At 58.8% G+C, this 13,283-nt stretch carries 11 protein-coding genes; 5 read left to right on the top strand and 6 right to left on the bottom strand.

Going from position 1 to position 13,283, the window contains the following annotated elements; all coding sequences use genetic code 11:
* Nucleotides 1-39: 39 nt before the first annotated feature.
* Entirely contained in the window at nucleotides 40-1,131 is a 1,092-nt protein-coding gene (locus B015_RS0100865; protein ID WP_018425753.1) for a hypothetical protein, read from the bottom strand.
* 232 nt (nucleotides 1,132-1,363) lie between these two features.
* Here B015_RS0100865 and B015_RS0100870 point away from each other — a divergent pair, with 232 nt between their 5' ends.
* The gene (locus B015_RS0100870; RefSeq protein WP_018425754.1) at nucleotides 1,364-2,386 is read left to right on the top strand and encodes a D-alanyl-D-alanine carboxypeptidase family protein; all 1,023 of its coding nucleotides are present in this window, start codon (nucleotides 1,364-1,366) and stop codon (nucleotides 2,384-2,386) included.
* A 14-nt stretch (nucleotides 2,387-2,400) separates the two neighbouring features.
* On the opposite strand, the gene B015_RS0100875 is transcribed toward B015_RS0100870, so the two are convergent.
* Together B015_RS0100875 and B015_RS0100880 are read right to left on the bottom strand one after the other, a co-directional pair.
* Entirely contained in the window at nucleotides 2,401-2,802 is a 402-nt protein-coding gene (locus tag B015_RS0100875; protein WP_018425755.1) for a cupin domain-containing protein, read from the bottom strand.
* 122 nt (nucleotides 2,803-2,924) lie between these two features.
* Nucleotides 2,925-3,512, bottom strand: coding sequence for a YigZ family protein (locus B015_RS0100880; protein WP_018425756.1), 588 nt, complete (start codon nucleotides 3,510-3,512; stop codon nucleotides 2,925-2,927).
* Nucleotides 3,513-3,695: 183 nt separating this feature from the next.
* Here B015_RS0100880 and B015_RS0100885 point away from each other — a divergent pair, with 183 nt between their 5' ends.
* Entirely contained in the window at nucleotides 3,696-4,796 is a 1,101-nt protein-coding gene (locus B015_RS0100885; protein WP_018425757.1) for a fatty acid desaturase, read from the top strand.
* Nucleotides 4,797-5,061: 265 nt separating this feature from the next.
* On the opposite strand, the gene B015_RS0100890 is transcribed toward B015_RS0100885, so the two are convergent.
* Nucleotides 5,062-6,195, bottom strand: coding sequence for a hypothetical protein (locus B015_RS0100890; RefSeq protein ID WP_157632653.1), 1,134 nt, complete (start codon nucleotides 6,193-6,195; stop codon nucleotides 5,062-5,064).
* Nucleotides 6,196-6,679: 484 nt separating this feature from the next.
* On the opposite strand from B015_RS0100890, the gene B015_RS32070 reads away from it, so the two are divergent.
* Nucleotides 6,680-8,110 carry a TIR domain-containing anti-phage reverse transcriptase gene (locus B015_RS32070; protein ID WP_026226751.1) on the top strand — a complete coding sequence of 477 codons (1,431 nt, stop codon included), beginning with the start codon at nucleotides 6,680-6,682 and terminating at the stop codon, nucleotides 8,108-8,110.
* 275 nt (nucleotides 8,111-8,385) lie between these two features.
* Entirely contained in the window at nucleotides 8,386-9,372 is a 987-nt protein-coding gene (locus B015_RS0100900) for a site-specific integrase (RefSeq protein WP_026226752.1), read from the top strand.
* A gap of 73 nt (nucleotides 9,373-9,445) precedes the next feature.
* On the opposite strand, the gene B015_RS30135 is transcribed toward B015_RS0100900, so the two are convergent.
* Nucleotides 9,446-9,706, bottom strand: coding sequence for a hypothetical protein (locus tag B015_RS30135; RefSeq protein ID WP_018425761.1), 261 nt, complete (start codon nucleotides 9,704-9,706; stop codon nucleotides 9,446-9,448).
* Nucleotides 9,707-10,481: 775 nt separating this feature from the next.
* Between B015_RS30135 and B015_RS32075 the strand changes: the two genes are divergently transcribed.
* Nucleotides 10,482-11,480: a hypothetical protein gene (locus B015_RS32075; RefSeq protein WP_018425762.1), complete on the top strand. Its 999-nt coding sequence runs from the start codon at nucleotides 10,482-10,484 to the stop codon at nucleotides 11,478-11,480.
* A gap of 1,205 nt (nucleotides 11,481-12,685) precedes the next feature.
* On the opposite strand, the gene B015_RS30145 is transcribed toward B015_RS32075, so the two are convergent.
* Nucleotides 12,686-13,126, bottom strand: a complete 441-nt coding sequence (locus B015_RS30145) for a very short patch repair endonuclease (RefSeq protein WP_018425763.1) — start codon at nucleotides 13,124-13,126, stop codon at nucleotides 12,686-12,688.
* Between the last annotated feature and the right edge of the window lie 157 nt (nucleotides 13,127-13,283).

Genomic DNA, 13,283 nt, shown 5'->3' on the forward strand with positions numbered 1-13,283 from the left:
CGTGCCGCAAGTTCCGTCAAAAATGAGGCGGCGAAGAGCTCAGTTCAAGGGCGCATGCCCGATGCGCAGGAAGCTGTCGTCGAAGCCGACCTCGTCCGACGCGCCGCCGTCGAAGCCGAGCTGGAGCCGACCCCTGGCTGCGGTGACTGAACTTGGCGCTGTGCCCCTCAATGATGTGACCGCGCCAACCACCTGCCTGAAGCTGACGGTGCCGCCGAGCGCGAAGGCCGTTTCCACGCCCAGGCGTTTCAGCCAGTTGTCGCCGAGCGAGGTGGCATGGCCGATGGCTGCGCGCCCGTCCTCGACACCGAGCACGCCGCGCCGGCCGTTCCACGGCGCGTAAAAGCGCCCGCCATTGCTGATCCACAGCATCGTCACCGGCAGTTCGGCGGGGTTCTTCAGCACCAGCACGACGTCGTCTTCGGCCTCTCGCGCCACCGCCGACCAGCCTATGCCGCCATGTTCTGCCTCGACCAGCGTGACGAAATCTTCATGTGCACTATCGGTGCGGAACTCAGTCAGGTCGAGCACGCTGCCATCTGCCGCCGGAAAACGGGTGAGATCGTGGCTCTCTGCCGGATAGGCGAGTGCGCTGTGGCCGCGCGCCGGGTCGGTCTCGGGCGACGTCTCTGGCGTCGCCGCCAGCCGTTTGGGCGAAAACGCCAGCCTGCCGCCTGCACGCATCTCCGTCATCGGGTGGTGGGCTACCGAAATCGCGCCGCTGCCGCCGATGAAACTGTGCTCCTGATAGAGGAAAGGGTGGCCGTCGCGCAAAGTCAGTCGCTTTTCGACCACGGCTCCCATGACCTTGCGCTCAAGCCGGAACGTCGCCTGCGCGCCGTCGGCCAGCTTCTCGTCGCCGACATGCTTCCAGGCGCTGTTGCTGGTCCAGCCATGCAGCGGCGCTTCCTCGACATCCGATCGAGAAAAGGGCGCGCAGAGGAAATCGCCCGACAGCCTGAGCTGGCCTGCCGGCATCGCGGCGGGCAGGTCGGGCGAGCCGATCCACTTGGCACGATGCAGCGGTCTGAGCGTCCGTCCGCCGGACGCGATAGCCAGTTCGGCGACATGCCCGACGGCAAGATCGAGCGTCACCGAAATGCCCTCGGCCAGCAAGCTGTATTGGTTCATGTCGGCCTCATCCCTTGCACTGCCAATGGGCGTTCGGGCCGCAGAGAAGCTGATTCACCCAGATCAGTGCAAGTCGGGGGTGTAACCAATGTTCAACACTGCAGGCATTAGATGTGTATTCGGTCGCGCGGCAAATGGACGGTTCGCTGCGGCTTTTGTAGTTTCGACCGGCGCTGCTTCGGCGAGGGGCGATAAGGCCCGGTCACAGGTGACGGACTCAAGGTTTCAGGTGTTGGCCCAGGCCCTTTCTCATTCGCTGCCATTCAGGCTTCCCCAACTCGGGATACTCAGGCGCGTCGTCGCGCTCCTTGCCGTGCTGTCGCTGGTGTCTGCCTGCGCCACGGCCGGCGATACCCTTAATGTCGCCGCACCCCAGGCTGCGCCCGAGAAATATGCGGCAATCGTCGTCGACGCCAACAATGGCCGCACGCTGTTCCAGGCCTATGCGACCGCTCCGCGCTATCCGGCTTCGCTCACCAAGATGATGACACTTTACCTGCTGTTCGAGGCGATGCAGCAGGGCCGGGTCACCAAGGCCACCCTCATCCCCGTTTCCGACAATGCCGCCTCGCAGCCGCCGTCGAAGCTTGGCTTCCGACGTGGCGAGCAGATTGATGTCGAGGCCGCCATCCGCGCGCTCGCAACCAAGTCGGCCAACGACGTGGCAGTCGCCGTCGGCGAATATCTCGGCGGCTCGGAGGAGGGCTTTGCCCGCCAGATGACGTCGAAGGCGCGCCAGCTCGGCATGACGGCAACCGTCTTCCGCAACGCGTCGGGCCTGCCCGACGATGGCCAGCGCACCACGGCTCGCGACATGGCCGTGCTCGGCATGGCGCTGCGCAAGCATTTCCCGCAGCATTATTATTATTTCTCGGCCACTGACTTCAGCTTCCGTGGCAAGCGTATCCGCGGCCACAACGACCTGCTCGGCCGCGTCAACGGCGTCGACGGCATCAAGACCGGCTACATCAGGGCGTCCGGCTTCAACATCGTCACCTCGCTTTATGCCGATGGCCGCAAGCTTGTCGTGGTGGTGATGGGCGGCGACACGGCGCGCGAGCGCAACGCCCATGTCGAGGACCTTATTGCTCGCTACCTTCCGGAGGCATCGGGCGGCGGCGTGGCGGCAGCGCCGGCGCAGGCCGCACCTGTTGCGCTGGCGCCTGCGCCCGGCCCGGCCATGCCGATGCCGGTCGACACCGCCGCCATGGCCGCACCGGATGGCGCTCCGGTGCCGATGGCCGAGGTCCAATAGGTCCCGGAAGGCGCCTATTCAGGCGCCTTGTACTGATCGTCCGAAACGTGCTCAAGCCAATCGACGGCCTTGCCGTCCTTGGCCTCCTGGATCGCCAGATGGGTCATGGCGTTGGTCGCGGTCGCGCCGTGCCAGTGCTTTTCTCCTGGCGAGAACCAGACGACGTCGCCCTGCCTGATCTCTTCGATCTTGCCGCCCCACACCTGGGCCCAGCCGCAGCCTGCGGTCACGACAAGCGTCTGGCCCAGCGGGTGGGTGTGCCATGCCGTGCGTGCGCCCGGCTCGAAGGTGACGTTGACGGCCCGCACCTGGGCGGGCGCCGGCGCCTCGATGACCGGGTCCTGGCGCACGGCACCAGTGAAATAGTCTGGTGACGGCTTGGCCGAAGGCCTCGACCCGCAACGCTTGATCTCCATGTGATGTCTCCTTCCAAAAGAACTGGCTGCGGGCTTTCCGATGCCGACGAGCCTGCAATTGCCGCCACCATATGCGTTCCCGGTGCCGTTTGGCCCGGACAAAAGCGGGTGGCGTGCCGAAATCAGTCCGGCAGGATGACCGTGGTCCGGCCGCTGGTCAGGTCGGTGACCATGCGGGCGACTGCCTCTGCATCCGCCTCTGGCAGGCTGACGGCCAGATCGGCGCCGGTGGCGGAAAAATCCTCGCGTGCGATCGTCACGCCCGGCCACGCGGCCAGCCGCGCCTTGACCAGCGCCAGATCGGAAAAGCTGCAGGCGACGCTGCCTTCGACGGTTGCCACCAGTTCCAGTTTTTCGGCGGCGCGCAGGCAGGCGGCGGCGGTGCCGCCATAGGCGCGCACCAGGCCGCCGCTGCCCAGCAATATGCCGCCGAACCAGCGGGTCACGACCACGGCCACGTTGTCGAGGTTCTGCCCGTCCAGCGCCTGCAGCATCGGTTTGCCGGCGGTGCCGCTCGGCTCGCCGTCGTCGCTGAAGCGATAGCCTTGGCCGATCCTCCAGGCCCAGCAATTGTGGTTTGCATCCCCTTGGCAATGCGCGGCGATAAACTCTTTTGCCTCGGCCTCGCTCGCCACCGGCCCGGCAACGGCCAGGAAGCGGCTCTTCTTGATCTCCTGCGACAGGCTCTCGATGCGGGCGAGGGTGAACATGTCTTTGGATACACAATGGTGCCGGCGGTCGCCAGCCAGCTCGGTGATTGCCGGGCGCGCGACTGGAAAAGGTGCGGCGAAGTTAATTTGCCACATCGGAGCCACTGGTCATCGCATCAGCTGCGCCTTAATGACATCTGCGTGACACCAGTTGCGATCAACGCCGAAAAATCCGGAGCCCAGATGACCCAGCTGATGCCGTCCACCGAGGATGGCCGGATTCCTCCAGATGGGATCACTCCTGCTGTCGATCATGCTGCCGAAAAGGCGCTGGTTCGCAGGCTAGTGTCGCATTGCAATCGCTTCCGCGACCCCGACAACCGCCGTGCGGCATTCGAGTTGGCCGTCACGCTCGTTCCTTTCCTGGCGATGGGCGCAACGCTGGTCTGGCTGGCTGCCTATGCCGGCCCGTTGCTTGGCGGCTGGCGCTGGGCCGCGGTGGCGCTGCTGGCGCCGGTCTGCGCAGCCTTCCTGGTTCGTCTCTTTGCCATCCAGCATGATTGCGGCCATGGCTCGTTCACCAGCTCGCGCCCGGCGAACCGCTGGATCGGGCTCTTGCTCAGCGTGTTTACATTTACCCCATACACCCTGTGGCAGAAGGCGCATGCCGCCCACCACGGCTCCTCGGGCAATCTCGACAAGCGCGGCATCGGCGACATCAACACCAGGACGGTCGCCGAATATGAGGCGATGACCCCGCGCCAGCAGCTGATGTACCGCATCTACCGCAATCCAGTGGTCCTGATCGTCCTCGGAGTTCCCCTCTATTTCCTCCTCGTCCACCGGCTTCCCTACAATGACGCCATACCGCGCGTCGATGCATGGCGCAGCGCTGGTGGGCTCAACCTGGCGCTGGTCGTCTTCTACGGTGCGCTTGTCTATCTCTCGGGCTGGATGGTCATGCTTGCCGTGCTGCCGGTGGTGGTCATGGGGGCATGGGCGGGCGGCTGGCTGTTCTACATCCAGCATCAGTTCGAGGAGACGCTGTGGGACAAGGACGACGCCTGGGACTTGCATGTCGCAGCCTTCGGCGGCAGTTCCTGGTACGTGCTGCCGCGGCCGGCGCAGTGGCTCACCGGCTCGATCGGCCTGCACCACATCCATCACCTCTGCAGCCGTGTTCCGTTCTATCGCCTGCAGGCGTGTTTCAACGGCAGCCAAGAACTCCGCGCTGCCAGCGAGCGGGTCAAGCTCACCTTCGGCAGGAGCCTCGCCTGCGTCAATCTCGCCCTCTGGGACGAAAAGCGCCGCCGCCTCGTCTCCTTCGCCGAAGCCCGCTCATAAGGCCCGCAGGCGAAGGCGGCGTCTTGCCGATTGCCCGTTGAAGCGGAGCACAGCTTCGGCTATGAGGACTGCGTCGTCCGGTGCGCCGGGCGTGGTTCGCGGCCCGCCGTGGACGAGCACCCGTAGCTCAGCTGGATAGAGCGCTGCCCTCCGAAGCTGCCGAATCCGTATTATTATATATTTATCAATGCCTTGCGGGGCATGAAGACCGAGCGGCTATTTACACGCCGGGTTCATAGGCAGGCACGATCCCGCCACTTTTCGCCTATTGTTCTCGATACTCCCATCTCAATCGGAAAGCGTCTTCTTGACTGACAAGGATAGGTAGACTGCCATCGAGTGGATCGAGCGTCTTCACATAGTGCTCAGCCCAAGTGATCCATTCACGGACTTCAGCCTCGTGCGGCGAGCCGGCCACGACCCGATGCTTCACCGCCTCAATGTAGGTCCGCAGGCGCTGAGCTTCGTCATGCGCAACTGCCTGTTGCTTGAGGATCGCCCCACGCACTCTTTCGATGGTCGCAAGACGCTCGCGCTCTTCGCGTCTTCGCTGTTCCTCTGCCCACCGGCGCTCCCGTTCTTCGCGTTCGAGCCTGTGTGCCTTCCGAGCTTGAGCAGCAACCTCAATGCCTCCGAGAAAACTCTGAAAGACGTCCTCAATCCTCTGCCGCTTGCCGTCAGCCCATTTCTGTCTGACGCCTAGGTAACCGGCATTAGTGATCAAGAGCTGTAGGCGACCTGACCGAACGCTATCGTATTCTGGGATTGGCCGGCCGTAGCGATGGTGCTCACGCATTTCCTGGAGGGAAGCTGTATGCGGGACCAACTCCCGCCCTTCAGACAGCAAAAGCTCAATTCTCTCGCCGTCTACCATGACACCGGCAGTTCCGTCGGGAGCTGCAGTCCAAGAGCTTTGGGCGATTGCTGCCTCCAGGGCAGCGAGTATGTTTGATGCCCGGTTAATGCTGCTACGTCCAATGTCAATTTGTGCAGGACCAGAATGGAGCCGCGCTGCTTCACTCGTTGCCGCTCGTCGTAGGTTCTTTTGGATCTTCAGTGCGATCGGGTCGGTGACCTCGACTTCGGCCATTGGCGTTGGCTGCGGGGAGGTCGAAACTTCACTAGGAATACTCACCATCAAACTATCAGTTGTTAGCTCGATCTGGCCGTCGATGTGCAACGCCTGATTTCGACGATGTTTGCCCAGCGGCAGGGCGCGCCGAGTAGGTGGGCTACCATTCGCAACCATTCGCCAATAGTGCCGCGGTGGCATGGGTATGTCGTTATCCCGGCAGGCCGTGATAATCATCCTAGCTGAGGATTTGAGATCGTTGCCGACTTGCTCAATCGGTTTTGACCAAACGAGTTCGTGGAGCGCTGCGCGGGTCAGAATTGTCATGCCGGTTGAAGTCGATTGCAATTTTGGTTTGTAGCCAACCTAATCGATCTACCGGATAAGGATATTGATTTGATGACGGGTCATAGATCGGAGTTGATGGCAAAAGCTCCAGCTAGAAGGGCAAGGCATCGCGGATTGATAAGCCTTGATGGCGAATTCGCTAGTCGCAGGGCTCAACCAGTTGGGTTCCATTAACGTATCTACTTGCGGAGAACAAAAGCTTGCTGCCGTGGGCAGGAAGTCGCTTAGATTGACAAGTAATAGGGAGAGAAATACGTTCTGCGTGAGGCTTGGCCCTCTAGTTGGAGCCGTTGAATCCACGGCTACTCGCTGAAATGTCATTTCACAACGTCGTGCCGGCCGGGCTGACCGGACCGTGACCCGTTGAAAGGTAAAGAGCGAGGGCCAAGCCTTAGATACCGAAATTCAAGACATCCTAGTCGATCCGCTCTTTCCGCTGCAGATTGCTCACTCAGTAAAAGACGTGGCGTTCGCACTTGGGCTCGACCCAGAAAAATTCTTTTATGTCGTCCAGCATGCAGCGGACGGGACGTATTATCGTGAGTTCCAAGTTCCAAAGAAGCGCGGCGGCGTGCGTAACATTTCTGCTCCGCGTAAAGGATTGGCACTAGCTCAGAACCGACTTGCTGAAGTAATTCGTTCGCATTACGTTCCGAAGAAATTTGTAAAGGGCTACGTAAGAGGGGAGTCATTCCTTTCAAACGCCCGGTATCACGAGAAGCAAAAATGGATTTTGACGGTTGATATTCAGGATTTCTACCCATCCATAGGGTTTGCACGGGTTCGTGGTCTGTTCCTGTCAAGATATTTTGGCTTTAACGAACGCGTTGCGACGATATTGGCGCGGATCACGACTTATAGAGATGGCCTGCCGCAAGGAGCTTCTACGTCGCCGTTGATCGCTAACATCATTGCGCATAACTTAGACAAAAAACTTGTTGCGATTGCAGTCAAAGGGCAGTTGAAATACACTCGCTATGCAGATGACATAACGTTCTCATCTAGCAGGCGGGCCGTATCTTCTGATGTTGTTCAGAGCTGGGAGCCTGCATTTGGCCGGCGCGAGGTCCATTTGGGCCAGTCCATCACGGAGGCGTTTAAGCACTCCGGATTTGAGATTAACCACACAAAATCCAGAATTCTCTTTCCCTTTGAGCGGCAAGAAGTCACTGGCCTAGTCGTCAACAGGAAGGCAAACGTCTGGCGGCGCGATATTGCCCGCCTGCGAATGAAATTGCATTCCATCAAGCGCTTTGGCGCAACAGAAGCCGCGAAGGTGTGGCTCGGCCCTGGCGGCGACAAGCAAAAGATGTGGAGTCATGTCGCGGGAAATTTGGCGTTCATCCGTCAAGTGCGCGGTATGACCGATCCAGTCTTAGCAAAGCTTTGTAAAGATGCGGTCATTGCTGGAATGACTGGACCTAGTTGGGTGTTGCAGATGGCAGAGATGGTGCGCGAATTCGATGTATTCTTGTCACACGCAAGCGAGGACAAGGAAAAGATTCGGCGATTGAAGGATAAGCTTGAGGAGTGTGGCGTAAAAGTTTTCTTTGATGAGACAAGTATTAAATGGGGTGATTCTATCGTCGAAAAAATAAATAATGGACTTCTAAAATCGTCTTACTTTATACCGTTTCTTTCTAAAACGTTTTCCGAAAAAGGATGGACAAATAAAGAATTGAACTCTGCAATTTCGATGAATGTTAGCAGAAAGGGGAGGATATTGCCCATAATAGACAGTAATTTCTCTGTAGAGGAAAACTATCCGCTTCTAGGGGAGACACTTTACAAAAAGTGGCCGGCAGACGAGTCGTCTGAAGACGCATTTATTGGTGAAGTAGCGGATGCAATTCTTCATCTGATCGAAAAGAAAGTAACCTCGGTTGCCACCTAAAATTCGAGGTTCCCAGAGTGGGTGCGGTTGGAGCGAACCGGCTGTTAGCCAGTTCGTCCGTGAAACAAGCTCTGCCTGAACAAAGCAGCACTCTATCGCTCAGCGTATCGTCCGGAAGTCCTTGATTCCCCTGGTCGTCGTTAGCGTCCGTAGCAGCCCCGTAGAACACCCCTGAGTGCAGCGGCACAATCTGATCACACTGGATGGGGAAAGCTCCTTGGCGCCTCTCCGGGGGCGTCCTACGCGTCCTGAGGCACAGAACAAGGAGGTGCTTCATGGCGACGATCCGCCGATTACGGGGCAGATGGCAGGCGCAAGTTAGACGTAAAGGAATTGCCCCGCGTGCCAAGTCCTTCGATGCAAAAGCCGACGCCGAGAAATGGGCACGCAATCTCGAAGCCGAGCTCGATCGCTGCGGCAACCTGCCAGACACACGCCCTGCCGAGCAAATGACCATCCGGCTGATGTTCGAGCGCTACCTACGCGAGATCACGCCAGAGAAGCGCTCGGCATCTAGTGAGACGTATCGCATCAAGGCGATGATGAAACGCTCGATCGCGCATCGAACGCTGGCAATGCTGACGCCGCAGCACGTTGCTGAATACCGTGATGAGCGCCTTGCGACCGTCTCATCCTCGACAGTCATCCGGGAGCTCAACTCACTGGGTCACGCGATCGACATCGCGCGCAAGGAGTGGGGCGTGCACCTGCCGCAGAACCCCTGTCGTCTTATTCGTCGACCAAAGCCACCTCGTGGACGAGACCGGCGTCTAACTCAGGGTGAAGAGCAGAAGCTGCTCGATGCTGCTGATGGCGGTCGAACGCCGTGGATGCGTCCGCTGATCATCCTCGCCATCGAGACCGCCATGCGTCAGGGCGAGCTGCTGAGTCTTAGCTGGTCGAACGTCGACCTCGAAAAACGCATCGCCCATCTACGGCTGACGAAAAACGGTGATCCTCGCAACGTGCCGTTGTCCAGCCGGGCGATCGCTGTGCTCAATGAGCTCAAAGCGAACAGCACCGGCGATCTGGTGATCGCGACGACCAAGAGCGCGGTCGGACAAGCCTGGTTGCATTTGCGCGATCGAGCGGGATCCGCTGATCTACATTTTCATGATCTGCGACACGAAGCGGTCACCCGCCTGCTCGAACGAGGGTGGAATGTCATCGAAGTGGCGACCGTCTCTGGTCACAAGGAGTTGAGAATGCTCCAGCGCTATAGCCATCTGAGAGCCGAAGACTTGGTCGATCGCTTAGGGTAGGCGCTGGAGTTCCGGTGTCTGATTCAAAATGACGACGACCGGCGCCGCTGCTTGGGCGGCGCCGTTAGATCGATCAGTCCCGGTCGTTACCGCTTTCTACGAGATACTGTCTACCAACGATTACAAGCGGAAAGGCGAGTATCGTCATGAGAATCCCAAGTGCCCCGACAACATAAAGCCAGCCAACATCCGGCGGTGCCTCCCCGAACGTTCGGGCTGAAGGCGTGATCGCAGCACGAGCAAAACCTGCCAGTGTCGGTCCAACGATCAACAAGATGACACCAAGCACGCCACCTTCAGTGAATTTTTGCCTAATCTTATGGTTATGGTGCATTTTCCCTCCATGAACCGGCGCATTGCTCGATCACTGTCTACCCTGCCCGACCACGCTTAGGACGCCGGCAAGAGGGTGCCAAGGATGGCTGAGATTGCTGTAGCGATTGACCTCGCCCCTGAGACGATCGCGGATGCTCATCCAAATTGTCCGCCAAGAACGACAGTGCAGTGATGGTCGCTCAGCGTATGCAGGCGCGGTCGTGCCACTCACTCTGTCTTCCAGCGATCTGGCAGAGGAGCGAAGTCCTAGAACGGAATGGTTTTCCAGAAGGGGATGCGTTTTGTTGGCAGACATCTCCGGTGCATGGGGCCACCGGGATTCGTGGGATGGAGGACACTTTACGTGGACGTCAAGATGTGCCCCAAAACCCTCAAGCGCAGCCCTGAAATGCTGTCGCTCTTGGCAAGAATATCATGCCATTCCTTCATTAAAGCAGATTAAGATGTCATATCATAACGCTAGCTTTACGCGTCGTTGACGTGACGGGTCGAATTTCGTGTTTTTAGCGCGATGTAAAGCACGCGAAAGCGAGTTTTCATCGAAGGCCATACATTTCTGCAATTATAGCTCGGCGCATATCCTTTCCGTCGCGCAACATCGCTTTGTGCGCATACAGGTCCGTTACGCAGGGCCACCTCGTTGAGCTTCCTTATGAATTCCGCCTGCTGTTCCTCAATCAGATCGCTATAGCGCAATCGGAAGTCACGGTTTCCGTATTCCGAGGTCGAACCATACCAACCGAGCACGCGCGGCGCGCTCGAAGGAGAAGCCTATGCCTGAAAACAACGAAATCGTTCGAAAGCGCCTAGAATCGCTCATTTTCGCCGGACAGCACTTTACGAAGGTCAGCCTCCAGCGTGAGCGCTACCTCGCCACTACCAAGTGGTTTGACTATCGCTTCATCTCACCTTGGGAGGCGACGAGGCTCTTCGCCGAGAAATACCGAGAAGCTTTTCGATACCACTTTCGCGCAAACGTCGACATTGAGGGCGCGGATGTGGTTCGCGGCTTGGCGCTGGGCAGACTCATGACTGACAGTCGTGAGCGCACGCAGGCCTGGGAGGCGCGTCAGCGCGCTGACGAAACTGGCATGCGGTATGAGGATTACATCAACGCTTCGTTCAACTTTGCGCTTAGGCGCCAGCGACGGTGTTTTCCTCGACCTAACCAATTGCATCACAGCAATTGTCCGACTCTCTGGCGCGACTTTCGTCATCCACTTTGGCAGGAGCATCTCACCGAAGGTCTCGTTCAGGTCTGCCATGTCGCCTACAGCATCAAAACCTATCGGGGCCTCGCAGCTCAGGACGATTACCGGCGATTTATCCTCGACCAGGCTGACTCCGGTAAGCGATCTTGGCGGTCCTCGATGCAGCGTTATGCATTGCGATATAGACAATTACCGGTCGAATTGTTCGCCACTCGAATGCCGCCGGAGGTCTATGAAAAGGAGTTGGCGATACTCGAGTCCGATGAGCGCGCTTTCCGAACTGAGCCGGAGCCGATGCCGGTAGTCACTCCAGTTGATCTGTGGCCGAGCTGTTTCGGGGTGCCGCATGCCCCCGATGCTGCTTCGAAAGAGTGTGCCACATGCGAAATGTCGGCTCAATGCCAGCGCCTCGGTGAGGTCGTTTTGGGCAAACTCAAAGCGGCCACCAGTAGTCTTACGCCCTTTGATGACCGGAAACGGCGTCTGGATCGAGAACGTCAGCGCTGCTGCCGCGCACGAAAGAAGCTCCGCCAATTGGCAAGCCTCGACGACCGCGCTTGACCATGCTGAGATCGTGACCAATACCGACGTCACGCTTTCCGGAGTGTTCACCGCAGAGAGTTGCCGCAGCTTCGGAGTCAGAGGTGATGGATGGTCACGCGTTCCAAAGTATATAAGTAACATTCTTATAGGAGATAAGAAGTCTTTTGGAGAGCGTGACATCGCCATCTACGAAACTGATCCGGCTATGGTCACGGCAGTCATTCAGAATAAAAGCATCTTCTTTCATTCTCCGGCTACCCGATAGCGGCTTTGTTCCGCTTGCAAACATGGATCACCGTTTCAACGCGGGCAGCACACGGGGCGGTTCCAACTGCGCGGGGATCGCTCCGGCTTGCCAAGCTCGGACGCTCGCATGCCAGTGAAGCCGACATAAGTCGCCTACACCAGGTCTCGGGACCGAACGATGGTGTGGAGAAACTAGCAAACGCTGGGAGCGTTGGTGGAGCGCCCTTGAGCGAGTGGAGGCAGAGCCTCCACTATGCTCCGGCGGTGTCGTCAATGCCATTTCACCCCTTTTTCTCACTAGTTAGGATGTTCACAGGCGACCATCCCGCTACCGGGCAATCGACAGGGGGAGCGCGCTGACGCCGTCATATTCACAACGCCAGTGCTCCCCAGCTAGCTTCCGTGAGTTATTCGGCAGTGTCGGGAGCGCCCGCGGCGTGGTCGAAGGCCCGGCTATTACGACCCTTGCCGACATAGAAAGTCTCGCCATTGCGGGGATTGATGAGTCTGTAGGTGTAGTGGCCGATCTATAAGCTGACTTCTTCCGGAAAACCGCTGATCCTGTGCCATGGTGCCTCCGTCGGTTTTGTGTGTGGCACAGCCGTCATGCAAGGGCGATGAGGCGGGCCGTCTACATCGGCGCCTGGCAACGAAGACTTGGCCGCCAACAACCGATGGCGTTGGCGACATCTGAGGGGAGCTCGCCAGCACTGTCCGAGAGCCAGACGCACTTTGCCTCATCAACGGCCATGGAGCGCGCCAGAGAGCTCCTCTGAGTCAACCAGCAGCGATCCTGCTGCCGTGCTCGCCGCTAAGCCGGGGCCGTCGTTGATCACGCGTGTCGCCCTTGCACGCTGCTGCACTGCGTGACCTGGCCAAAATGGCTTCGACCGCAACCTTACTTTGCTCGAAAGGCGACACGCTTGCGCCGTGATTCACGCACTGCACTTAATCTACATGTCTGATCCCGACACGGTTCACGGGGTGTTTTCTCTTCGTTGGAAGCGGGTCGGCCCGAGAAAATCTGCCAAACGATTTGCGAGAATGCGCTGATCCTTCATCTCGCACTCCCATATTACCAAGCAAGCCCAGCCGGCGGTCATCGCCGCTGCGAGCAGGCGTTCATCGCGCATACGGTTCGTTTGAATCTTGTTGTCCCAGAATTCAGTTCGAGTTTTGGGCAGTCGCCAAGCCGTGCAATGCGCATGGCCGTGCCAAAAACATCCATGGATGAAGATGGCCTTTCGCCTTCCTGGGAACGCGACGTCAGGCCTTCCAGGCACACCTTTGAGCTGAATTCTGAAGCGATAACCTAGCGAGTGGAGTAGCCCGCGCACGATTCGCTCAGGACGAGTGTTGGCACGCCGAATGCGTGCCATTTGGGCGCTGCGTTGAGTTGCTGTCAGGTGGTCAGCCATCCGTAGCCAGCATAGAAAGCGCCAATCCTGCTTACATCGCCCCTTCCCATCCACAGCGGAGAGCTGTGTTCAAAAGCCGATGTCGCACATATGTCACTATGGCCTTGGGCTAAAAACTCTGCCAAGCGTGGTAGCCAGGATGCCAGAAGCTGCTTTT

Origin of the sequence: Hoeflea sp. 108, from assembly GCF_000372965.1 — a bacterium.
Lineage (GTDB): Bacteria > Pseudomonadota > Alphaproteobacteria > Rhizobiales > Rhizobiaceae > Aminobacter.